This is a genomic window from Aquabacter sp. DMC10 (assembly GCF_056314145.1).
Window position 1 is genome coordinate 109302 of the sequence record NZ_JBQUYX010000003.1, and the last position, 22523, is coordinate 131824.

At 69.1% G+C, this 22523-nt stretch carries 24 protein-coding genes; 10 read left to right on the forward strand and 14 right to left on the reverse strand.

Annotation, left to right across the window (positions count from 1 at the left end; all coding sequences use genetic code 11):
* Positions 1-84: 84 nt before the first annotated feature.
* Together ACT54L_RS09240 and ACT54L_RS09245 are read left to right on the forward strand one after the other, a co-directional pair.
* Positions 85-504 carry a hypothetical protein gene (locus tag ACT54L_RS09240; protein ID WP_476085293.1) on the forward strand — a complete coding sequence of 140 codons (420 nt, stop codon included), beginning with the start codon at positions 85-87 and terminating at the stop codon, positions 502-504.
* Between the two features lie 38 nt (positions 505-542).
* Positions 543-1136 (forward strand): OmpA family protein, encoded by a 594-nt coding sequence (locus tag ACT54L_RS09245; RefSeq protein ID WP_476085294.1) that lies wholly within the window; start codon positions 543-545, stop codon positions 1134-1136.
* Positions 1137-1235: 99 nt separating this feature from the next.
* Here the strand turns inward: ACT54L_RS09245 and ACT54L_RS09250 are convergent, their stop codons facing one another.
* Positions 1236-1691: a YbjN domain-containing protein gene (locus tag ACT54L_RS09250; RefSeq protein ID WP_476085295.1), complete on the reverse strand. Its 456-nt coding sequence runs from the start codon at positions 1689-1691 to the stop codon at positions 1236-1238.
* Between the two features lie 263 nt (positions 1692-1954).
* Here ACT54L_RS09250 and ACT54L_RS09255 point away from each other — a divergent pair, with 263 nt between their 5' ends.
* On the forward strand, positions 1955-2422 hold the full coding sequence (locus tag ACT54L_RS09255; protein ID WP_209104382.1) for a MaoC family dehydratase: 468 nt from the start codon (positions 1955-1957) through the stop codon (positions 2420-2422).
* 18 nt (positions 2423-2440) lie between these two features.
* On the opposite strand, the gene ACT54L_RS09260 is transcribed toward ACT54L_RS09255, so the two are convergent.
* The 3 genes from ACT54L_RS09260 to ACT54L_RS09270 form a co-directional block, all read right to left on the reverse strand.
* Positions 2441-3025: a cob(I)yrinic acid a,c-diamide adenosyltransferase gene (locus tag ACT54L_RS09260; RefSeq protein WP_476085296.1), complete on the reverse strand. Its 585-nt coding sequence runs from the start codon at positions 3023-3025 to the stop codon at positions 2441-2443.
* 3 nt (positions 3026-3028) lie between these two features.
* A complete protein-coding gene (locus tag ACT54L_RS09265; RefSeq protein ID WP_476085297.1) occupies positions 3029-3223 on the reverse strand; it encodes a twin transmembrane helix small protein in 195 nt (64 codons plus the stop codon).
* A gap of 116 nt (positions 3224-3339) precedes the next feature.
* Positions 3340-3855 (reverse strand): TspO/MBR family protein, encoded by a 516-nt coding sequence (locus ACT54L_RS09270; RefSeq protein ID WP_476085298.1) that lies wholly within the window; start codon positions 3853-3855, stop codon positions 3340-3342.
* A 136-nt stretch (positions 3856-3991) separates the two neighbouring features.
* Between ACT54L_RS09270 and ACT54L_RS09275 the strand changes: the two genes are divergently transcribed.
* The 3 genes from ACT54L_RS09275 (at position 3992) to ACT54L_RS09285 (ending at position 8965) form a co-directional block, all read left to right on the forward strand.
* Positions 3992-5293: an MFS transporter gene (locus ACT54L_RS09275; protein ID WP_476085299.1), complete on the forward strand. Its 1302-nt coding sequence runs from the start codon at positions 3992-3994 to the stop codon at positions 5291-5293.
* 183 nt (positions 5294-5476) lie between these two features.
* Positions 5477-6766: an MFS transporter gene (locus tag ACT54L_RS09280; RefSeq protein WP_476085300.1), complete on the forward strand. Its 1290-nt coding sequence runs from the start codon at positions 5477-5479 to the stop codon at positions 6764-6766.
* A gap of 147 nt (positions 6767-6913) precedes the next feature.
* Positions 6914-8965 (forward strand): acyltransferase family protein, encoded by a 2052-nt coding sequence (locus ACT54L_RS09285; protein ID WP_476085301.1) that lies wholly within the window; start codon positions 6914-6916, stop codon positions 8963-8965.
* A 36-nt stretch (positions 8966-9001) separates the two neighbouring features.
* On the opposite strand, the gene ACT54L_RS09290 is transcribed toward ACT54L_RS09285, so the two are convergent.
* From ACT54L_RS09290 to secB, 3 genes are all read right to left on the reverse strand, one after another.
* Entirely contained in the window at positions 9002-10693 is a 1692-nt protein-coding gene (locus ACT54L_RS09290; protein WP_476085302.1) for an acyl-CoA dehydrogenase family protein, read from the reverse strand.
* 126 nt (positions 10694-10819) lie between these two features.
* A complete protein-coding gene (locus ACT54L_RS09295) occupies positions 10820-11437 on the reverse strand; it encodes a hypothetical protein (RefSeq protein WP_476085303.1) in 618 nt (205 codons plus the stop codon).
* Positions 11434-11913, reverse strand: coding sequence for a protein-export chaperone SecB (secB, locus tag ACT54L_RS09300; RefSeq protein ID WP_476085304.1), 480 nt, complete (start codon positions 11911-11913; stop codon positions 11434-11436). The genes ACT54L_RS09295 and secB overlap by 4 nt, the downstream gene beginning before the upstream one ends.
* A gap of 161 nt (positions 11914-12074) precedes the next feature.
* On the opposite strand from secB, the gene ACT54L_RS09305 reads away from it, so the two are divergent.
* Positions 12075-12293, forward strand: coding sequence for a DUF1674 domain-containing protein (locus ACT54L_RS09305; RefSeq protein WP_274776601.1), 219 nt, complete (start codon positions 12075-12077; stop codon positions 12291-12293).
* A 124-nt stretch (positions 12294-12417) separates the two neighbouring features.
* On the opposite strand, the gene ACT54L_RS09310 is transcribed toward ACT54L_RS09305, so the two are convergent.
* The 4 genes from ACT54L_RS09310 to ACT54L_RS09325 form a co-directional block, all read right to left on the reverse strand.
* Positions 12418-12822: a DoxX family protein gene (locus ACT54L_RS09310; RefSeq protein WP_476085305.1), complete on the reverse strand. Its 405-nt coding sequence runs from the start codon at positions 12820-12822 to the stop codon at positions 12418-12420.
* A 135-nt stretch (positions 12823-12957) separates the two neighbouring features.
* Complete coding sequence (locus ACT54L_RS09315) at positions 12958-13368, reverse strand: DoxX family protein (protein ID WP_476085306.1); 411 nt, start codon at positions 13366-13368, stop codon at positions 12958-12960.
* Between the two features lie 108 nt (positions 13369-13476).
* On the reverse strand, positions 13477-14568 hold the full coding sequence (locus ACT54L_RS09320; RefSeq protein ID WP_476085307.1) for an AbrB family transcriptional regulator: 1092 nt from the start codon (positions 14566-14568) through the stop codon (positions 13477-13479).
* 6 nt (positions 14569-14574) lie between these two features.
* Positions 14575-15813, reverse strand: coding sequence for a pyridoxal phosphate-dependent aminotransferase (locus ACT54L_RS09325; RefSeq protein ID WP_476085308.1), 1239 nt, complete (start codon positions 15811-15813; stop codon positions 14575-14577).
* A gap of 246 nt (positions 15814-16059) precedes the next feature.
* Here ACT54L_RS09325 and ACT54L_RS09330 point away from each other — a divergent pair, with 246 nt between their 5' ends.
* From ACT54L_RS09330 to ACT54L_RS09340, 3 genes are all read left to right on the forward strand, one after another.
* Positions 16060-16650, forward strand: coding sequence for a malonic semialdehyde reductase (locus ACT54L_RS09330; RefSeq protein ID WP_476085309.1), 591 nt, complete (start codon positions 16060-16062; stop codon positions 16648-16650).
* Between the two features lie 139 nt (positions 16651-16789).
* On the forward strand, positions 16790-17287 hold the full coding sequence (locus tag ACT54L_RS09335; protein WP_476085310.1) for a universal stress protein: 498 nt from the start codon (positions 16790-16792) through the stop codon (positions 17285-17287).
* A gap of 54 nt (positions 17288-17341) precedes the next feature.
* Positions 17342-19357, forward strand: coding sequence for a SpoIIE family protein phosphatase (locus ACT54L_RS09340; RefSeq protein ID WP_476085311.1), 2016 nt, complete (start codon positions 17342-17344; stop codon positions 19355-19357).
* A 34-nt stretch (positions 19358-19391) separates the two neighbouring features.
* Here the strand turns inward: ACT54L_RS09340 and ACT54L_RS09345 are convergent, their stop codons facing one another.
* From ACT54L_RS09345 to ACT54L_RS09355, 3 genes are all read right to left on the reverse strand, one after another.
* Positions 19392-20285 carry an NAD-dependent epimerase/dehydratase family protein gene (locus ACT54L_RS09345; RefSeq protein WP_476085312.1) on the reverse strand — a complete coding sequence of 298 codons (894 nt, stop codon included), beginning with the start codon at positions 20283-20285 and terminating at the stop codon, positions 19392-19394.
* Between the two features lie 148 nt (positions 20286-20433).
* Complete coding sequence (gene queG, locus ACT54L_RS09350; protein WP_476085761.1) at positions 20434-21621, reverse strand: tRNA epoxyqueuosine(34) reductase QueG; 1188 nt, start codon at positions 21619-21621, stop codon at positions 20434-20436.
* Entirely contained in the window at positions 21618-22307 is a 690-nt protein-coding gene (locus ACT54L_RS09355) for a glutathione S-transferase family protein (RefSeq protein ID WP_476085313.1), read from the reverse strand. The genes queG and ACT54L_RS09355 overlap by 4 nt, the downstream gene beginning before the upstream one ends.
* Between the last annotated feature and the right edge of the window lie 216 nt (positions 22308-22523).

The window sequence follows — 22523 nt, forward strand, 5'->3', positions numbered from 1 at the left end:
AAAAAGTCCTGCATTCTTAGAGCTTTGACGAAGTTTAACCCTCTGCTAAGGCTCTCGCACTCCGCTGGGAAAGGGAGAGATGAGATGAGGGGCTTGGGAGTGATGCTGGCAGCCGCGCTGCTGGCTGGATCCGTGGCCGGCGCGCAGGCGCAGACCATGAGCTACGCACAGGCCGCCGGCCTTCTGGCCAAGAGCTGCGGCAAGGACATTACGAAGCTGTGCCCGACGGTGAACCTCGGCGACGGCAAGCTGGTGGCCTGCATGGAGAAGCAGATCTCCAAGGTCAGCCCCCAGTGCAAGGCCGACTATGCCACTGCCACCGCTTCCATCGCCAAGCGCGATGCCGCGCAGGATTCCATCGCGCAGGTCTGCGGCCGCGACGCCGCCCAGCTCTGCCCGGGCATGGTGCCCCAGGATGGCAACCTGCTCTCCTGCCTGCTGAAGGCCACCAACGTCGTCTCGGCCGCCTGCAACCAGGCGATCACCGATGCCGGCTATCGCTGATCCTGCCAACCCGAACGCCTGAAGGAAGGACGACAGACATGACGTCGCCTCTGATCCGCTTCGCGCTGGCAGCTTCGCTCGCCGCGCTTCTCGCCGCCCCCGCCAGCGCCCAGACCGCGCTGTCCGACGGCCAGATCCTGCAGGGCCTCCAGGGCCTCACCGACAATGCGCCGGTCATCACCGCCCAGCAGCTGCGGGACCAGGTGAAGCAGCACATGGTGCAATATCCCGGCGAGGCGCTCACCCGCCCCTCGCTGGCGCTGCACCTCGACAAGCTGCCGCAGATCAACGTGCAGATCCAGTTCCGCCTGGGTTCGGCGATCATCGAGCCGTCGTCCTATGCGACGCTCGGCGCCATCGCCGACGCCATGCACAATCCGGTCCTGCACGGCTACAAGTTCATCGTCACCGGCAATACCGACGTGACCGGCCCGCGCGAGGTCAACCTCAAGCTCAGCCAGGCCCGCGCCGACGCGGTGGTGAACGCGCTTGAGACCACCTTCAACGTCAATGCCAGCCGCCTGGAAGCGGTGGGCCTGGGCGAGGAAGTGCTGCTCGATCCCAAGAATCCCACCGGCGCCATCAATCGCCGGGTGCAGATCTTCACCGTCGGCCGCACCGGCAAGCAGTGAGGACGGGCGGCCGCCCCGGCCGCCATGGAAACAAGAAGGGCCGGCGGATCGCTCCGCCGGCCCTTCTTACGTCAAGCCACAGGTGCCGTCGGCGGCCGCTCAGGCGGCGCCGGCCTGCACCTCTCCCGCGCCGGCCTGCTGCATCTGGGCCGCACGCTCGCGCAAGGCGGCCAGGAGCTCGTTGAGCAGGCGGTCCCACAGGTCCAAGGTCACCGCCAGATAGCCGGGCGCAACGCCGGGACCAATGACCACGTCCATCTCGAAATTCAGGAAGCCGTCGCGGGTATAGGTGCGGCTGAAGCGGCGCGCGCGGTTCCAGTCCGCCGCGATCTCCTCCAGCGGCAGACCTTCCACGCGGAAGCTGGCGAAATAGGTGAAGTCCATGAAGCCGCCGTCCACCGCATTGCCGGGGACGATGTTGAAACCGACGCCCCCGCTGGCGCTGCGCAGGGCCTGGCGACCGCCGGGCCAATCGATGGTCTCGGCCCGGAAGCCGCGCTCCTTGAGTGCGGTCTCCAGATCCCCAAGGGTCGCCTTTTGCATGATGCCCGACATGATAATGCTCCTCACAGCGCTCCAAGGGCTGGCAGGCTGGCCCCCGCCACCGCCTGCCGGACGCCGGCATCGATCGCTCCAGCCCGGCCGGCAGGAAACCACAGGCGGGCCTCAAATCCAATGCGGGCGGCCTTTCCCGTAGCGGCAATTTTTTGACCTTACGGCAGGTGGCGCGCGACTGACCCTTGGTCGGGCTTGAATTTACGTGCGAAACCGACCTTCATGCCGGCGGGCCCGATGCCCGCGACCCATCAGGAGCGACCATGTTCCCCGAGCTTCGCCTTCTCTGCTTCGAGGATCTCTCCGTCGGCGTGACGGAGGAATTGCGCAAGACCATCGCCTCCTCGGACGTGGTAGGCTTCGCCGAGATCACGGGCGATCGCAACCCGATCCACCTGTCCGAGCATTTCGCGGCCAAGACCCCGTTCGGCACGCGCATCGCGCACGGCCTTTACACGGCAAGCCTGATTTCCGCCGTGCTGGGCACCCGCCTGCCGGGGCCGGGCGCGATCTATATTTCCCAGACGCTCAACTTCAAGGCGCCGGTGAAGATCGGTGACGAGGTGGTGGTGCGCGTGGAGGTGGCCGAGCTCATCCCCGAGCGCCGCCGCGCCCGCCTCGCCTGCACCTGCAAGGTGAAGGACGAACTGGTGCTGGAAGGGGAAGCCTGGGTGAAGGTGCCCTCCCGCGCCGAGACGCAGGATTCGCCGCTGCGCGCTTTGTCGGCCTGATCCCCCGTCCGGGGCCGGTCAGCGATTGGCCCCGGGCACCCACAGCACATCGCCGGCACCGCGCGCATTGATGAAGCGGCTGGCGACGAAAAGGAGGTCGGACAGGCGGTTGATGTAGCGCACCGCCGCCGGATTGACGACCTCGCCCTCGTGCCGGCCGAGCGCCACCATCAGGCGCTCCGCCCGCCGAGCGATGGTGCGGGCCAGGTGCAGATAGGCGGCCGCCGGCTCGCCAGCCGGCAGCACGAAGGATTTCAGCGCCGGCAGGTCCGCATTGAGGGCATCGATGTCCGCTTCCAGGCGCGTCACCTGGCTTTCCACGATGCGCAGCGGCTCATAGGGCAAGGGCGCCGCGCCCGCCCGCTCGGGGGTGCACAGATCCGCGCCGAGGTCGAACAGGTCGTTCTGCACCCGCAGGAGAATGGCCTCCACTTCCGGCGCCTCAGCCAGATGCAGGCGGGCAAGGCCGAGCGCCGCATTGGCCTCGTCTACGGTGCCATAGGCTTCCACCCGCAGATCGTCCTTGCCCACCCGCTCGCCGGTGCCGAGCCCGGTGGTGCCGTCATCGCCGGTGCGGGTGTAGATCTTGTTCAGCTTGACCATGTGTCAGCGGCCCATGGCGAAAATGGTAATCATGACGATGACGATCGCCACGAACTGGAACAGCACCCGCATCTGCATCAGCTTCTGTGAGCGCTGGGGCGAGCCGCCCGCCGCGAAGTTGAACAGGCCGAGCAGGAGCACGCCCGCCACCACGGCCAGCGCGAGCGGGATGAGCAGATAGATGGCCCAGTGCAGCATGGCGATCCCCGGACCCGCCGGCTCAAACCGGCGGCGTATGGTTGAACGGTGTTAGAGCGCGATCGCGTCGGGGACGCAAGCCGGCGCAGCTTCACCGGCCGACGTCGCCTCTCGCCTCACCGGAGCGCCAGGGCGATGGCGCCGTTGAGGGCGGTGGCAAAGGAGACCCAGGCCAGATAGGGCATCAGAAGCCAGGCCGCCAGCGCATCCGCCCGGAACGCAAAGCGGATGGTGGCCGCCAGGACCAGCACCAGCGCCGACACGATGGCCAGGGCCGCCCACACGGCATGCAGGGCGAAGAAGACCGGCGACCAGGCGAAATTGAGCGCCAGCTGCACCAGGAACAGCCCGATGGCCGTCCGCCGGGCCGGGGTCTCCGGCGCCCGGTCCCACAGCCGCCAGAGGCTGATGCCCATCATGAAGTAGAGGATGGTCCAGGCCACCGGGAAAGCCCCGTTGGGCGGGGTGAACGAGGGCTTGGGCAAGGTGGCGTACCAGGTGGGAATTTCCGGCGCCGTCACCGCACCGCCGATGGCGGCCACCGCCACCATGAGAAGGGCGCACACCGCCGCCCGCACGAAGGACAGGCCGGGCCCGCCGCGCCGGGCGGGGTGAGAAAGGCTTTGTGTCATGACGTCAGGCTCCATCCATACGACGCTAGCCCAGGACGCAGGTTCCCGGCGCTCATTTTACGCAAGGCTGCCATCCCGATCCGTTCCATTCATTTCGCTTGCACCGCAAAAACTTTAACGGCATTGCATCGCCACCATGACCCATACCTCCGCTTCTACGCTCCGCAGCTCCCCTCGGCTCACTGCGTCCGACGCCCGCACCCTTTTGCTGTCGGCGCTGGGTGGCGCCCTGGAATTCTACGACTTCATTATCTTCGTCTTCTTCGTGTCGGTGCTGGGCACGCTGTTCTTCCCGCCGGGCATTCCCGACTGGCTGGTGCAGCTCCAGGCCTTCGGCATTTTCGCGGCCGGCTATCTGGCGCGCCCGCTGGGCGGCATCGTGCTCGCCCATTTCGGCGACCGGCTCGGCCGCAAGCGCATGTTCACGCTCTCCATCCTGCTCATGGCCCTCTCCACGCTGGGCATGGCGGTGATGCCCACCTTCGCCACCATCGGCCATGCCGCCCCGGTGCTGCTGCTGCTCATGCGGGTGCTGCAGGGCGCGGCCATTGGCGGGGAGGTGCCCGGCGCCTGGGTCTTCGTGTCCGAGCATGTGCCGCAGCGCAAGGTGGGGCTGGCGTGCGGCGTGCTCACCGCCGGGCTCGTGTCCGGCATTCTGCTCGGCTCGCTGGTGGCCACCGCCATCAACCGCAGCTTCTCGCCGCAGGACATCCACGACTGGGCCTGGCGCATTCCCTTCCTGCTGGGCGCGGTGTTCGGCCTGTGCGCGGTCTATCTGCGCTCCTGGCTGGAAGAGACCCCGGTCTTCAAGGAGATGCAGGCGCGCAAGGCATTGGCCTCCGGCTTGCCGGTGCGGCTGGTGGTGCAGAAGCACTGGGGCGCCGTGCTGCTCTCGGCCCTGCTGACCTGGCTGCTCACCGGCGGCGTGGTGGTGGTCATCCTGATGACGCCCACCCTGTTCCACACGCTCTATCACATCGACAGCGCCACCGCGCTCACCGCCAACAGCTTCGCCACCGCGCTCCTGTGCGTGAGCTGCGTTGCCGTGGGGGCGCTGTGCGACCGGTTCGGCGCCGGCCGGGTGCTGCTTGTGGGGTCGCTGGCGCTGGCGGCGAGCACCTACCTGCTCTATCGCACCATCGGCGGCACCCCGGCGGCGCTGCTGCCGCTGTATGGCCTGGCGGGCCTGTGCGTGGGCGTGATCGCGGTGACGCCCTATGTGATGGTGCGCATCTTCCCGCCGGCCATCGCCTTTTCCGGCGTCTCCTTCTCCTACAACGTGGCCTATGCAGTGTTCGGCGGCATCACGCCCCTGGTGGTGACGCTGGCGCTTCAGGCCGACCCGTTCGCCCATGCCCACTACATCCTGGCGCTGAGCCTCATGGGGGCGCTCGTCGGCCTCTATCTGTGGCGCACCAAGCAGGTGGAGCGGCCCTGAACGGCGCGCGGGCCGGCTTGCCGGCCCGCCCCGCCGGATGGCATGAGAGGGGCCAGCCGGATGAGGCCTCATGTGCGACCTTGCGACCGCGCCGTCCCCTGCCCTGTGTCCGGGGCGGCCGTGCGGGGTCCCGTGGCTTCAGGCTGAACACGGCACCGTCCCTTCCGTCCTGAAAGGCTCGCCATGACGGCCCCGGCAACCCCGCTCAGCCGCAAGCACTGGCTGACGCTCGGCCTCACCGCGCTGGGCGGCGGGCTCGAACTCTATGACTTCATGGTGTTCGTCTTCTTCGTGCCGGTGCTCTCCCGCGTCTTCTTCCCTCCCGACATTCCCCATTGGCTGGCCCAGCTCCAGACCTTCACCGTCTTCGCCGTGGGCTTCCTGGCCCGGCCGCTGGGCGGCATGGTGTTCGGCCATTTCGGCGACCGCATCGGCCGCAAGCGCACCTTCACCTTTTCCGTGCTGCTGATGGCGGCGGCCACCCTCGCCATGGCCTGCCTGCCCGGCTACGCCGTGCTGGGCTTCTGGGCGCCGCTCATCCTGGCGCTGCTCCGCCTGATCCAGGGCGGCGCGGTCGGGGGCGAGGTGGCGGGCTCCTATGTCTTTGCCAGCGAGCATGTGCCGGCCGACCGGCGGGGCCTGGCCTGCGGGGTCATGGCCATGGGCATGACCTGCGGCACCTTGCTCGGGGTGTTCGTGGCGACCCTGGTGCACAGCTTCGCCACCGATGCGCAGATCCTGGCCTTTGCCTGGCGCCTGCCCTTCCTGCTCGGCAGCGGGCTCGGGCTGCTCACCTTGTTCCTGCGCCGCTGGCTGGAGGAAACGCCGGTGTTCCGCGACCTTCAGCGCCGCCGGGCCCTGGCGGTTCAATTGCCGCTGAAACTGGTGGTCTCCGCCTATCAGCGGGCGCTGGTGGTTTCGAGCCTCTCGCTGTGGGTGCTGGTGGGTCATTTCGCCGTGCTGGTGCTGATGGGACCCACCTTGCTCCAGAGCCAGTTCCATATTCCCGCGGCGGAGGCGCTGCGCATCGGGTCGCTCGGCACCTTCTGTGCGGCGCTGGCCTGCATCGCCTCCGGGCTCATGTTCGACCGCCTGGGTCCGGGCCGGGCGCTGGCGGTGGGCACCCTGGCGGCGGGCCTGTCGGCCCAGTTCTTCTTCGGCGTCGCCGCGGGCCATGGCGGCCCCCTGCTGGTGGTGGGCTATTGCCTGGCGGCGGCGGGCACGGGGCTGCTCACCGCCGTGCCCGTGCTGATGGTGAAGAGCTTCCCGCCCGCCGTGGCGTTTTCCGGGGTGTCGCTGGCCTATAATTTCGGCTTCGGCGTGATGGCGGGCCTGACCCCCATCTTCATCGCCGCCCTGCTGCCCACCGTGCCCCACATTCCCAGCCTCTATCTGTTCGGGCTGGAGGCCTTGGGCATGGCCTTGGGCCTGAAGGTGGCCGGCGGGCTGCTGGACCCGCCCGCCCGCGCCTGAGCCCGCTCCGGCGCGCGCGGGCAAGTGCATGTCCCGCCAGGATGTAACCTTTTGTCATATCTCAGGGGCAGGACATGCCCCGGCCCGCATTGATCCCCCCGCCGTGACTGGCTAGGGTCCCGCCGTTTGTTGCGGGACATTGCTGGCATGGTGAAGGACAGGTACAGGACCGACATTGACGGTCTTCGAGCGGTAGCCGTTTGCCTCGTACTGTTGTTTCACGCCGGTTTTCGACCCAGTGGCGGCTTCATCGGCGTCGACGTCTTCCTTGTCATTTCAGGTTACCTCATTACCGACCAGATCCTGACCGAGGCCCGGGCGGGAACCTTCACCTTCCTCGGCTTCTACAACCGGCGGGTGCGGCGCATCCTGCCCGCCCTGCTGGTGGTGCTCGTGGCCACCCTTGCGGCAGGCGCCTTGATCCTGATGCCCGGCGACTTTGCGGTGCTCGGACGCAGCGCCGCCTATTCGGCGCTCGGGCTCGCCAATTTCTTCTTCTTCCGCCACACCGGCTATTTCGACGGCGCGGCCGAGCTGATGCCGCTCTTGAACATGTGGTCGCTGGCGGTGGAGGAGCAATTCTACCTCGCCTGGCCGCTCCTGTTGCTGGGGGCGGTACGGCTCGCCCGGCGCTGGCCCCATGCGGTGGCGGCCCTGTTCGGGCTGGTGATCGCCGTCAGCTTCGCCCTCGCCGTGGTGAAGGTGGCTGAGGGCGCCAAGAGCGCCTTCTACCAGCCGTTCGGACGGGCCTGGGAATTTGCCGTCGGCGGCGCGCTGGTGCTGGTGCGCGACCGGCTCGCCGGCCTGCCGCGCCTCGCCGCCGAGGCGGTGAAACTGGCGGGCGTCGCGGCCATCCTGGGGCCCGCGCTGTTGCTGGACTCCACCAGCCCCTTCCCGGGCCTGAATGCGGTCGCGCCGGTGCTCGGCACGGCGCTCCTCCTGCTGCCCACCCGCGCGCCCACCCTGGTCGCCGGCGCCCTGTCCTTCCGGCCGGTGCGGTTTGTCGGGCAGATCTCCTATTCGCTCTATCTCTGGCATTGGCCGGTGCTGGCCTTCGCCCGCCATTATGTGAACGGCGCGCACCTCACCGACCTCCAGGCCAGCGGCGCGCTGGCGGCTGCATTCGTCCTGGCCGTCCTGTCCTGGCGGTTCGTGGAACAGCCGATCCGCCGCGACCGGCGGATGCCGGCGCCCCGGGTGGTTTTGACCGGCGCGCTCGCCGGAGCGGGTGTGGCGGCACTGGGCTTCGGCATCTATCTGGCCGAGGGCCTCGCCCACCGCGTGTCGCCGCAGCTGGCCGCCCTCGGTTCCTTCGATCGCATGTGGGACTGGCCCTGCCCGCAGCGGGCGGCGGTGGGCGAGGGCAAGGTGCTGTGCGTCGCCGGCGCCGACTGGCGCACCGCCTCCACGCGCGGGATCGTGTGGGGCGACAGCCATGCCGAGCATCTCATGCACCTGCTGGACGAGGCGGGCCGGCGCACCAACACCGCCATCGCCCTGGTGCGCGCCTGCCCCGCCGTCTTTTCGCGGGAGGGCCTGCGGCGGGCCCCCGCGGGCCTGCCGGCCATCTGCGCGGACACCTATGACAGCACCCGCGCGATGCTGAAGGCCGCCCCGGACATCCGACTCGTGATCCTGGCCTCCGCCTGGAACTTCATGCCCGACGCCATCTATCGCGCCGGCGGCAAGCCGGAGAGCATGGAGAGGGGCTATCAGCTGCTGGCGGAGGAATTGCTGCGGGTGTCCACCGACCTTGCCGCGCCCGGGCGCAAGATCGTGCTGTTCGGCGACATCCCCCATTGGGACACCGACCCCATGCCGTGCCTGGCGGCGCGGGACGGCTCGCTCCTGCGTGCGCCCTGCGCGCGGGAGGTGGATCGCATTGATCGGGCGGAGATCAGCGCCGTCCAGCAAGGGGTGAGCGCCGCCTTCCGCTCCCTTGCGGGCGCGCGGGATAACGTGGTGGTGGCCGTACCGGCCGATGCGCTCTGCGATGCCTCGGGCTGCGCGGCGCGCATCGAAGGCGAGTTCATGTATCTGGACCGCGACCATTTCCGCCGGACCATCAGTCCGGCGGCGCGGTCCAAACTGGTGGAGCTCCTGGGGCTCGAACGCCTGCTGCGGAGCGCCGAGCCCAAGGCTTCGCCCCAGCCTGCGCCGCGGGCCGCATCGCCCGCCGCATCGTCCCCCAGCCAGTAAGCAAGGGGAGGCCGGCCTTGCGGCCGGCCTCCCGCTTCAGTTGCCGCCGCTCTCCAGGAGGCGGCGGGCGATAACCTGCGCCTGGATCTCGGCCGCGCCCTCGAAGATGTTGAGGATGCGGGCATCGCACAGGAGCCGGGAGACCGGATATTCCAGCGCAAACCCGTTGCCGCCATGGATCTGGAGCGCATTGTCCGCCGCCGCCCAGGCGACGCGGGCGCCGAGCAGCTTGGACATGCCGGCCTCAAGGTCGGTGCGACGGCCCTCATCCTTGGCGCGCGCGGCGAAATAGGTGATCTGCCGGGCGATGGCGATCTCCACCGCCATCATCACGATCTTGTCGGCGACGCGGGGGAAGGCGATGAGCGGCTTGCCGAACTGCACGCGCTCCTCGGCATAGCGCAGGCCGGTCTCCATGGCCGCCTGGGCGACGCCCACGGCGCGGGCGGCGGTCTGGATGCGCGCGGCCTCGAAGGTGTTCATGAGCTGCTTGAAGCCCTGGCCCTCGACCCCGCCCAGCAATTGGCCGGCCGGCACCTCGAAGCCGTCGAAGCCGATCTCGAACTCCTTCATGCCGCGATAGCCGAGCACCTCGATCTCGCCACCGGTCATGCCCTTGGCGGGGAAAGGGTCCTCGTCTGTGCCGCGGGGCTTTTCCGCCAGCAGCATGGACAGGCCCTTGTAGCCGGGCTCGGCCGGATTGGTGCGCACCAGCAGGGTCATGAGGTCGGCGCGGACCGGATGGGTGATCCAGGTCTTGTTGCCGGAGACCTTGTAGACCTCCCCCTCCTTCACCGCGCGGGTGCGCAGGGAGGCAAGGTCCGAGCCGGTGTTGGGCTCGGTGAAGACGGCGGTGGGCAGGATCTCGCCGGACGCGATCTTGGGGAGGTACTTTTCCTTCTGCGCGTCCGTGCCGCCCCCGAGGATCAGCTCTGCCGCGATCTCCGAGCGGGTGCCCAGCGACCCCACGCCGATATAGCCGCGCGAGAGTTCCTCGGTGACCAGACACATGGCCTCCTTGGGCAGGCCCAGGCCGCCATATTCCTCCGGGATGGTGAGCCCGAACACGCCGAGATCGGCGAGGCCCTGGATGATCTCCAAGGGGATATAGGCGTTTTCCAGATGCCACTCATGGGCATGGGGGGCCACCTCCGCCTCCACGAAGCGGCGGATCTCGGTGCGCATGGCCTCCATGGTCTCGTCGAGGCCGGCATCGCCGATGGTGGTGGCGCCATGGGCCTCGCGGATGCGCGCGGCCAGCGCCGCGCGGGCGGCGGAGGTGTTGCCGTGCTTGGCCAGCGACCGGATGGCAAGGTCCGCATGGAGGCCCGCCAGCGCGCCGTCGGAGACATAGAGATCGTCGAGCCGCACCACCTCGCCCTGGCTCATGGGAATGCCGCCCAGGATCTGGGAGACATATTCGCCAAGGCCGATCTGGACCAGGAGCCGCTCGGTCTCACCAAACTTGCCCATCTCGGTGAGGCGGTCGGCATAATGGACCAGCTCGCGCACGCCGAAAACGTACGTGGCGAGCCAGGCAAGGCCATGGGTGGCGCGCTGTTCGGCATCCAGGAGGCGGGCGGAGAGCTTGCCGCCCTCGCTCACCCGCGCGCGGATTTCGGAGGTGACCTCGGCCAGCAGCTTTTCCAGCGTGGTGGTGGCCTCGCGGCCAAGGCCCACCGCGTCAAAGGTGCCCTCGTCGACGGCAAGCGCGGCGCTGCTGGTCATTCATACCCCCCAATGTTGTGCGATGCGATATTGCGCCAATCCTTATCGACGGCGCGCCTGGACGCAACGGGGGATTTTTCGGCCTTTAGGCGAACGGCGCCGCACCCGCCGCAGCGCAACCGAGGCTCAGGGATTGGCTGGCCAGCCGAAGGAGAGCACCTCCACCTTCGGGCGCACGGCCTTCATGGCGGCTCCGTCGGAGGAGAAGGTGGCGTCTCCCGACACTTTCAGCCGCGCCTTGTCGGGCGCGTCGGGTTCGGGCGCGAAGATGACGGAGAGGGTGCAGCCGCCTGGAATGCGGGCAAGGCGCCCCGCCTTCCAGTCGGTGACGGTGCCGCCATAATCCCACTCGAAGCCGGCAAGGGCGAAGGGACCGCCATTCAAGGCGCGGACCTCGGCGAGGGACTGGCCGGGTTTCAGCGCGCCGCCCTCCACCGCGAAGGTCCAGGTGCTCTCGGGACCCACCCGCACCATGGCGGGGATGCGGCTGTTCTTCTCGTCCTGCCAGAGGATTTCAATGAGGCGGGCGGGATCGTCGGGGAAAATGAGGGTGCCGCGCTCGGTCGACCCTTCCGCGCCGGGGATCTCCCCATCGCGCACATTGGCCGCACCGAAGGCGGAGGCAAGACGGGCCTTGTTGGTGTCACGGGCGAACACGCCCGTGCACGACAGGCTGGGCGGTGGCTCGGCGTTTGCGCCGGCCACCCCCAGGATCAGGAAAAGAGCCGCGAGGCGGGCCTTCACGCCTGGCCGACAGTGCCCATGCGCTGGGCTTCGGAGGCCATGCGCTGCTGATACAGGGCAGCGAAATCCACCGGGTCGATCATGAGGGGCGGGAAGCCGCCATTGCGCACCGCATCCGCCACGATCTGCCGGGCGAAGGGGAAGAGCAGGCGCGGGCACTCGATCAGCACCACCGGCTGGAGGCTCTGCTCAGGAATGTTCTGGATGCGGAAGATGCCGCCGTAGGTCAGGTCGAAGGCGAACAGGGTGGAGCCGTTCACCGTGGCGCTGCCTTCCACCTTCAGCTCGACCTCGAAGTCCGGGCCCTGGACGGGGCGGGCATTGACGTTGATCTGCAGGTTCACGTCGGGCTGGCCCTGCGGGGCGCCGAGCGAAGCGGGGGCATTGGGATTCTCGAAGGACAGATCCTTGATGTACTGCGCGAGCACATTGAGCGAGGGCGCCTTGGGGTCCGGGGTACCGTTCTGCGTCGCCATGCTCGTCTCCATCCTGTGCGGGGCGCTGCCCCCCTTGCGGTGGCGGGTCGCTAGCATGCCTGCGGCGCGCGGGCAAGGCGGCCCCGCCCCTGTGCTCGGCAGGCCGGACGGGCTGTGCTAGAAAGGCGCAAATCCGATGGTCGGCTTATGGAAGCGATGCGATGACGGACAAGTCTGAATTCGAGGCGGCGACCCTGGTGCCGGAGGGCCGCCCGCCCCTGAGCGAGGCGGCCAAGCGCGCGCTGGCCGAGGCGGCGGAGCGCCGCGCGGCCATCGATGCGGTGGCCAAGTCCATGCCCAAGGAAATCAACGGCCGCGGCGGCGCCGAGCCGGTGCGCTATGGCGACTGGGAAGTGGGCGGCATCGCCAGCGACTTCTGAGCGCCCACCTTCAGGCGGTCAGCGGGCGGCAGCCTGCCGTTGGCGGGCGATTCGCCCCGCGCGGACCCGCCCCGCAGAAGCCGGGACGCCCGGGACAGGCCCGGGCGCCGCACCAAAAGAGACCTCAGCGCTTTCCACCCAGCGCGAACCGGCCGGCACCGGCGACGAAATAGAACATGGTGCCGCCGATGATGGCCACGTTCTTCAGGAAGTGAATCTGCTGGCCCATGGCCATGGCCGGGTCGGCAATCTCCCAGAAGCGGTGGGAAGTGAGGGTCGCCACCACCACGAAGCCGCCGGCCAGCACCGCCGTGAGACGCGGCACAATGCCCAGCACCAGCAGAATGGGGACCGCCGTTTCCGTCACGCCGGCGGCGATGGCGAACAGGTCGGGCATGGGCAGGCCCTTGGCGGCCAGCATCTGGGCGGTGCCGCCGAGGTCCATGAGCTTTTTCACGCCCGAGGGCAGGAACAGGACGGCCATCAGGATGCGGCCGGTCAGAAGCGCGAGATCGTCCAGGAAACGCATGAAATCCTCGTCAGCGGGCTGAAACGAGGGTGCTATTCATGCTGCACTGCAAAATCTCAAGCGGCCGCCGATGCACGATGCCGTGAAGGCCCGCACCACCGCCGCCCGGCGCCTTCGCATCCGCACACAAAGCCGTTACCAGCGCCGCCCCAGGGGCAAGGAGAAGCGGCCGGGACCGCTGACCAGATAGAACAGGAGCCCGCCCACGATGCCCATGTTCTTCAGGAACTGAATGAATTGCAGGTCCCATTGGGCGGCGGGAAAAGTCCAGAAGTGATGGGACACGAAGGACGCCACCACCGTGAAGGCGATCAGGGCCAGGGCGGAGAGGCGCGGGAAGATGCCGAGCAGGATGGCCAGCGGGGCCGCAATCTCCACCGCGATGCCGATCACCGTCAAAGCGTGAGGAAAGGGCAAGCCGCTCTTGATGAGGCTCTGGGTGAGAAGGGCATCGGGATTGGTGAGCTTGTGCACGCCCACCGGCAGGAACAAGGCGGTGAGGAGCAGCCGCCCCAGCAACAGCGTGACATCGTTCAGCTTGCCCATCCTGCCCCCCCTGTCCGCCGCCCGCGACGGCACTCCAGGTCAAGCTTATCAGGTCAAGCTTAAGGGCAAGCGCGGGCTTTGCCACGGGTCACGGGCGCGGCCGGCCCCTCATGCCTTTCCGCCCCGCCCGGCGCTGAACAGGAGATGGGCCGCCAGGGGCATGGCGATGGACAGGCTGGCGAAGCGGAAGATGTGATGGGCGCTCATGAAGGCCGGGTCGAAGCCCAGCGCGAAGCCCAGCACGCTCATGGTCTCCAGCGCGCCGGGCGAAAAGGCCATGACCAGCTTGCCGATCTCGTCGCCGGTCAGCCAGGCGGCAAGCACCGCGAAAGAGAAGGAAATGGCCAGGGCCACGAAGATGGCGCCCAGGGAGGCGAGGGCGCTCGCCTTCAGATCGGAGAGCCGCGTGCCCTGGAACCGCACGCCCACGCCAGCGCCCAGGACGATGAAGCTCGGCACCAGCAATTCATTGGGCAATTGCGCGTCCACCAGGCCCGAGCCGTGCAGCACGGCGCTTCCCGCCAGAGCGCCCACCAGAAGGCCGCCGGGCACCTTGGCCCGCGCCGCCGCCATGCCGGTGACAAGGCTCACCGCCAGCATGAGCGCCACTTGCCCCCAGGCGGTGGCATGGGCGGGAACAGCGATGGCCCCGTGCCCGGCGCCCGATGCGCCGATCAGATGGGGCAGCGCGGCCACCAGGACGAACAGGCGCAGCGACTGGCCGAGGGCCACCTTGCGCATGTCCGCGCCGGAGGTGGCGGCCATGGCCATCACCGCCGAGAGCGCGCCGGGAATGGAGGCATAGAAGGCGGTCTCGAAGGGCCAGCGGGCGACCCAGCACAGAAAGGCCGTCACCCCCACCACCACCGCCACCACGCTCAGCGCCAGCAAGGTCATGGAGACCGGCCAGGTGGCAGCCCGGGCCAGCATGTCCGGGGAGAGCGCCGTGCCCATGGAGCAGCCCAGCACCAGGAAGGCGCAGAAGCGGATGGGATCGGGCACGCGCGTCGGCGCCCCGCCGAGGGCCAGCGCCGTCACGGCGATGAGCGCGCCGGAGATCCAGGGCGCGGGGATGCCCAGCGCCAGGCAGGCGAGACCGCCGAGCGTGCCCACCGCCAGGGTGAGGGTGGCGGGCACCGCGGCCGCACGCGCATCACGGCGCAGGCGATGGAGGGCGTTGGCCGGAAAGACGAACCGCATGAGGGGTCAGGCGCGCCCCGCGATCCAGTGGGCGAGGCGCTGGGCCGCCTCGTCCAGCTGATGGGCGCCGCGCGCGAAGCACAGGCGCAGGAAGCCCTCGCCGCCGGCCCCGAAGGCGGTGCCGGGCGCCAGGCCCACATTGGCCTCGTCCACCAGCTTCAGGCCGAGCTTGCGCACGTCGCTTTCGCCGGCGATGCCGAAGAACAGGTAGAAGGCGCCCTTGGGCTTCACCAGGTCCACCTTTCCGGTGGCCAGCAGCGTGTCGGCCACCAGGTCCCGGCCGAGGCGGGCCCGGGCGATCTGCTCCTTCACGAAGGGCTCGCCCTCCTCCAGCGCCGCGATGGCCCCGCGCTGCATGAAGGCAGACACCCCCGAGGTGGAATATTGCACGAGATTCTCGATCACCTGTCCCAAAGCGGGGGGCGCCTCGATCCAGCCGATGCGCCAGCCGGTCATGGCCCAGTTCTTGGAGAAGGTCTGAACGAACAGGACATGGTCGTCGGGCGCCATCACGTCATGGAAGGAGGGCGCCCGCTCGCCCCCCTCATAATAGAAGCGGCCATAGATCTCGTCGGCGATGATCCACAGGCCCTTGGCACGGGCGAGTGCCAGCAGGGCTTTCAGGTCGTCATGGGTGGCGACGAAGCCGGTGGGATTGGCCGGCGTGTTGATGAACAGGGCGCGGGTGCGCGGCGTCACGGCGGCTGCGATGCGGTCGATGTCCAGGGTGAAGCCATCGGGCCCGTAGGCCAGCGGCACCTCGACGGGCGTCGCGCCCACCTTCTGGGCGGCGGCGGCGGCATTGGGCCAGGCGGGGGTGGGCAGGATCATCTCGTCGCCGGCGCCCAGCGCCATGGCCACCGCGATATGGATGGCCTGCATGCCCGAGCCGGTGACGAAATAGCGGCTCGGGTCCACCGGCACGCCATAGAGCTCCGCATGATAGCGCGCCAGCGCGTCGCGCAGCTCGGGAATGCCGCGCTGCCAGGTATAGAAGGTCTCGCCCCCGTGCAGCGCCTTGGCGGCGGCTTCGCAGATGAAGGCGGGGGTGGGCACATCGCCCTCGCCCGCCCACAGCGGGATCATGCCCGGACGGTCGCGGCCATAATTCATCACCTCGACGATGCCGCTTTCGGGCAGGGCGCGAACATGGTCGCGCACGCGGTCGAGGAAGGGATCGGGCGTATCGACGGAGAGGGACGCGGGCGGGGAAGCGGGTCGGGAAGCGGGTCGGGAAGCGGTCATGGGAAATTCCGGGCGAGGCGGGGGACGCCTCTGGTCGGTCGGCGGGTGGGCGGACCATACAGGCAGATGGACGCGCCTTCTCATCAATTGCGGTGATCCTGCAATCAGCCTCGCTGATGACTGCCGCAAGGGAAGGGTGATTTTTTGCATTCCTGCAAGGGACTATTGCAAAGACAAGGCTTCCCGAACGCGCCGGGCGTGCCTACCTGTGGCCCGATAAGCTCATCCCAGCTTCGGAGGAAGCGCATGCCCTATACGATCGACCAGGCGGCTCTCGACACCCTGTTCCTCAAGGCGCGGTCCCAGAATGGCTGGACCGACACGCCGGTGAGCGATGAGGAGCTGCACGAGCTCTATCATCTCCTGGTCCATGCCCCGACCTCGGCCAACACCCAGCCGGCGCGCTTCGTATTCGTGCGTTCGGAAGAGGCCAAGCAGCGCCTCGCCCCCGCCCTTTCTCCGGGCAATGTGAAGTCGCTCGCCGCCCCGGTGATCGTGCTCATCGGCTACGACCTGGAATTCTACGAGAAGATCCCCCAGGTGTTCCCCCACAATCCCGGCTTCAAGGACCTGTTCCTGAACAATCCGGGCATGGTGGAGCCCCACGCCTTCCGCAACTCGTCGCTCCAGGGCGCCTATCTCATCCTCGCCGCCCGCGCGGTGGGTCTGGACGTGGGTCCCATGTCCGGCTTCGACGCGGCCAAGGTGGATGCGGAATTCTTCCCCGGCGGCAAGGTGAAGACCAATTTCATCGCGGCGCTCGGCCATGGCGACCCGTCCAAGGTGATGGACCGCCTGCCGCGCCTGCCCTTCGACGACGTGGCGAAGATCGTCTGATCTCAGCCTCAGCGCTGCCGGGCCGATTGGCTCACGGGGGACGGCGACCGGAAATTTCCGGTCGCCTTTTCTTTGCCTTCCATGGCAGCATCCGCCCGTTGCGCCGCCGCCGAACGAGGGCACGGAACGAGGGCATGAGGTGAATCCGAAGCGCCAGATCCATGAGGCCGGTCACCGGCGCAAGTTTCTCGTCATCATCGACGAGACGCCGGAATGCGACCGGGCGCTTTACTACGCCAGCCGCCGCGCCGCGCGCACCGGCTCGGGCGTGGTCATGCTCGGCATCCTGGAATTGGAGGGCGTGGCCCAGCAATGGTTCGGGGTGGGCGACCTCATGCGCGCCGAGGCGACCGAGGCCATGCAGGAGCGGCTCGACCATTTCGCCGCCCGCGCCAAGCGCGTGTCCGGCATCGCGGCGGAGCCGGTGATCCTGGAAGGCAGCCGGGCCGAGGCCATCCTGTCCCTGATCGCCGATGACCGAGACATCGCCGTGCTGGTGCTCGCCTCCGGCACGGGGAGCGAAGGCCCCGGCCCGCTGGTGACCCTGCTGGCCGGGCCCACATCCGCCCGCTTCCCCATTCCCGTCACCATCGTGCCCGGCGCGCTCTCCGACGAGGAACTGGACGCGCTGGCTTGACGGCCCGCCGCCCGCCCGCCCACCTTTGGCGTCGGTCAAGGGGGCGAGGGTGCGGTGAAACTGTTCGAGGCGCGGCGTCCGGCGACGCTCGAGGACGTGTCCTGGCTGCGCAAGGCGCTGCGGCGGCAATTGCTGCAATTGCGGGTGGGCGCCGACATCACCGACGAAGTGGTGCTCGCCGTCGCGGAACTGGCCGCCAATGCGGTGCGCCACGCCCTGCCCCGGCCGAGCGAGATCGCGCTGACCGCGGAACTGGACGGCATCGTCCTCACCCTGACGCTGGAAGAGGATGGCGGCCCCTTCGAGGCCTTTCCCAAGAGATGGGCGGGGGCGACGCTCGCCGGCACCGGGGCGGACGGCACATCGGGCCGGGGCCTCGCCTTGGCCCGCACCGCCCTGGACCGGGCCGATTACGTGCCGGGCACGCCCAACCGCCTGGTGGCCCGCCGCCAGCTTGCCCGCCGCCGACCCCTGGTGCTGGTGGTGGAGGACGAGGAAATCCTCCTCGACACCTATCTGAACCTGCTGGAACCCCATTATCGCGTGCTGGCGGCGGGCACGCTGAAGGAGGCCCTCTCCCTGGCGCTGGAGACGCGGGTGGACCTCATCCTCACCGACTTTCATCTGGGCGGGGAGCCGGGCACGGCCCTTGTGGAGGCGCTTGAGGATGACACCGCCCGACCGCCCATTCCCATCGTCATGATTACCGGGGACCCCAGCGTTCGCGTGCGGGCGCTGGAACTGGGGGTGGACACCTTTCTCACCAAGCCGGTGCAGCCGGAAGCGCTGCTGGAGACGGTAAAGCTCGCGCTGATGCGGGCCATGCGGCAGCGGGCGCGCCTGTTTCGCTATTTCGGCTCGGCGCTGGAGGATCTGGTGCGCCCCGCCTTGCCGGAGCAGCTCGGGCCGTTCCGCGCCACCTTGCGCACCGACACCGCCGACATTGGCGGCGGCGACCTGGTGGTGCACCTGCCGCTCAAGGGGCGCGAACGGGTGGTGCTGGTGGATGTGATGGGCCACGGCATCAATGCCAAGGCGGGCGCGGTGGCCCAGGCGGCCCTGCTGCGCGGGCTCAACGCCGCCGCCCTCCTGCCGCCCGCCGAATTGCTGGCCCGCTGGTCGGCGGTGATCTTCTCCGAGCCGGCCTTCGACGCGGCGCTCGCCACCGCCCTGGTGGTGGACCTTCATCACGACGGCGCCATTGAGATTGCCTCCGCCGGCCATCCCCACCCCATGGTGGTGGGCGCTCAGGGCGCGCGGAGCCTCGCCGCCGACGGGCCGCTTCTGGGCTTCACCGATGCGGCGACCTATGAGGCCGTCGCGCTGCGCCTCGCGCCGGGAGAGCGACTGGTGCTGGCCACCGACGGGCTCGATCCGGCCGAGCTGGCCAGCGGCGGGCCTTGCCCGGACTGGCTGATCGACATCCTCACCGCCCAGGCGGGCGCCCCCCTGGACCGGGCGGCGAGCCGCGCCGCCGGCCGCATTGCCGCCCGCCTTGGCCCGAGCCCGGAGGATGACTGGCTCCTCATCCTCATCGAAGCGGAAGGCGCGGACGCCGGGTCGGCGGAGGGGACGGGAGAGGACGAGGAGCCCGGCCCGGCCGCGCAGCATCCCGAGCCCGCCGGGGGACCGCGTGTTGCGCCACCCGCGCCCGCCGGGAACGAAGCTGGAGCGCCGCAACGTGTCGGCCCGCAAGGGGGCAGGCAACAAGAGAGCGGGGATGCAGGTGTGGCCGAGGTGGACTTTTCCGGCGTCGCCGCCTTGCGGCGGGCGGTGGGGGAAGCCAATTTCCAGCGCCTCGCCGGCCGCTTCGTGGAGGGGACGGCGCAGCGCTTCGCCGATTGGACCGAACTTCTGGCGCGGGAGGACGCGGACGCCATCATTGGCCCGGCCCACGCGCTGGCGGGGCTTTTGGGCCAGTTCGGTCTCACCGGGTCGGCCGCTTTGGCCCGCAGCGCCGAACGCGACCCCGATGGCGCCGCGCGGCTGGCGGCGGCACGTCAGGTGGTGGCCCAGGCCGAGCGCGAAGTGGCGCTGTTGCGGGCGTGGCTGGCTGCGCCACTGGATTAACTATGCCGGCTAATCATATGAGATAGCCGGCAATTTAACGACCCTCACCCTCCCGATACAGGGCCGCGAGGCCTTCCCGGAAGGTGGGGTGGGCGAGGCGCACGCCCAGCTCGGTCTTCAGCCGGGCGTTGCGCACCCGCTTGCTGCTGGCCCAGAAGCTCAAGGCCATCGGGCTCATGCTGGCGGCCGCCTCCTCGAACGGGATGACGCGAGGGGCCGGACGGCCGAGCAGCCGGGCGGCCTCCAGGATGGGCTCGGCGGGCGAGGCCGGCAGATCGTCCGTCACATTCACGATGCCGTCGAAGCGCCGGTCGAGGGCCGCAAGGATGGTGGCCGTGATGTCCTCCACATGGATGCGGTTGAACACCTGGCCGTCCTTATGGATGGGCCGCGCCTCCCCGGCCGCCAGCTGCGCCAGGGCATTGCGGCCGGGACCATAGATGCCGGCGAGGCGCAGCACCGACACCGGCACGCCCTTCAATTCCCCGAACGCCTGCCATTGGGCCTCCGCATCCAGCCGCCGCTGGAGGCGGGCGACGCCCGAGGCGGGGGGCGTGCCCTCGTCCACCCAGCCGCCCTTGTGGTCGCCATAGACGCCGAGCGTGGTGAGATAGATGACCTGCTTCAGGCGGGGGGCATCCTCCAGCGCCTGCAGCAAGGTGGCCAGCACCGGGTCACCGGCCTCGCCGGGAGGCGCGGAGAGCAGCAGCACATTGGCGGCCTCGATGGCGGCGAGCAGATCCAGGCTCGGGTGGATGCCGTCGAAGACGAGCCCCTTCACGTCGAGCCCCGGCCGCGACAGGGCGGGCAGGTGCGCCGCCCCCTGCCCTGTCCGGCTGGTGCCGATGATGCGCGAGATGCCGCCACCGCCCGCCTGCGCGAGGTGGCGGGCGCAATAGCCCATTCCGATGGCAAGGACCGTCGTCATGCTTTCTCCCTGACGCTCTACGGCGTTTTGCCTCGCGCAGATCCACGCGCGCCGCGCCAGCTCACACCGAGCAAGGGGATAGCGCGTTCTGGCGCGGCGCGTGAGAGGCGATCGCTGGATAAGACCGGTTCCAAACGCGCAGCGGGTGTCAGGATTGAGCCTGCGCGGCGCCGAGCTGCCACTCCTGCTGCACTGCAGCATCTTCCTCGCTGCAACCATGCTGCGCAGCAAGCCGGGCGAAGGCGGGCGCGTCCGTGAGACGGGAGAGCGCCCAGACCGCGGCACCCCGCACCAGGGGATCGGCATGGGACAGATGGGGCACGGCGGCCTCCGCCAGCGCGGGATCACCGGAATTACCGATCGCGATGAGGATGTTGCGCAGCATGCGCGTGCGGCCCGTGCGCTTGATGGGGCTGCGGGCGAAGCGGGCGCGGAAGCCCTCTTCGTCGAGGGCGGCGAGCCCGGCAAGATCGGGCGCCCGGTTCTCGTCGCGGGCGGAAAGCTTCGCCTCCCGGCCCGCTTGCGCGAACTTGTTCCAGGGGCAGGCGGCCAGGCAATCGTCGCAGCCATAGATGCGGTTGCCCATGAGCGGGCGCAAGTCGCGCGGGATCGGCCCCTTGTGCTCGATGGTCAGATAGGAGACGCAGCGCCGGGCATCGATCTGATACGGCGCCGGGAAAGCCGCCGTGGGGCAGGCATCGAGACAGGCCCGGCAGGCGCCGCAATGGTCGCGGGCGGGGGCGTCGGCGGGCAAATTCAGGGTGGTGGCGATGGCGCCCAGGAACAGCCAGGAGCCGCGCTCGCGGGACACCAGATTGGTGTGCTTGCCCTGCCAGCCCAGCCCGGCGGCCATGGCGAGGGGCTTTTCCATCAGCGGGGCGGTGTCCACGAACACTTTCACGTCGCCTTCCATCCCCTCCCGCGCGGCGGTGGCCATGAGCGCGCGGGCGAGCCGCTTCAGCTTGGCCTTGATGAGGTCGTGATAATCTTCCGCCCGGGCATAGACGGAGATGGCGCCCCGGCTGCGGGCGGCAAGCACAGCGCGGGGGTCCTCGTCCGGCCCGTAATTGAGGCCGAGCATCACCACCCGGCAGGCCTCCGGCCACATGGCGCGGGCATGGACGCGGCGGTCCAAAGTGTCGGCCATCCATCCCATGTCGCCCTGCCGGCCTTCCGCCACCCATTGGCGCAGGCGCGCGCCGGCGGGGCCGATGGCGTCGGGATCGGCGACGCCGAACGCATCGAAGCCTTCCGCCTGGGCGTCCTGGCGCAGGCGATCCTTTAGGGCGGCAAGGGGCGTGAAAGCAGCGGCGTCTGAGGGGGAAGACGGGCTCAGAAGTCCAGGTCCGTATAGGTCTTGGACGGCGGCATGCCCGGCATGGAATCCGCCAGCAGGCCGCGGAAGGTCGGCCGCGACTTCATCCGCGCATACCAGGCCTTGGCGTCCTCGTCCTCTTCCCACGGCACATCGCCCAGATAGTCGGCCACCGAAAGATGGGCGGCGGCGGCAAGGTCGGCGTGGCTGAGGCGCGATCCGCCGAGCCAGTTCCGCGCCCGCGCCAGCCATCCGATATATTTCAGATGATAGCGGATATTGGAGCGCGCCGCGCGCAAGGCGGTGGCATCGGGCGGGCCACCGCCCTGGTCGGCCTTCATGTAGCGCTTATAGATGCGCTCGCGAACCAGATGCTCGGTGGATTCCAGGAACATCTTCTCGTTGAACCAGGCCACCAGCCGGCGCACCTCGACGCGCGAGAGCGGGTCCTCGGGCAGGAGGCGCCGGTCGGCCAGCGCCAGGCCCCGCGTCTCGTCCATATATTCGGCGATGATGGAGGCGCCGGGCACGGAAGGGGCCTGCTGCTCCACCAGGACCGGGGTCTCGCCGGCCGGATTGAGGGCCAGGAAGTCCGCGCGCCGCTCCCACGTCCGCTCCTCCACCAGGACCGGCTCGATGCCGTATTCGGCGAGCACCAGCCGCACGAAGCGGGAATGGGGGCAGAAGGGGTGGTGGTAAAGTTCCATGAGGGAAGGTGCGGACCTGATGCCTGTTGCCGGGGGCGGGCCCTGGAGCGGAATGCCGGAAACGCATGCCCCAAAGGAAGGCGGCCGTTCTCCCCTCGAAGCGGCGATCCCACGAATCGCGCCTTGCGGACGATGATCGGTTCCGATCGCTGTCCCCCGGTCTAGAGATGTTCTCGCACTGCCGCAAGACACAAAGGGCCGCCGGCTGTGGCCAGC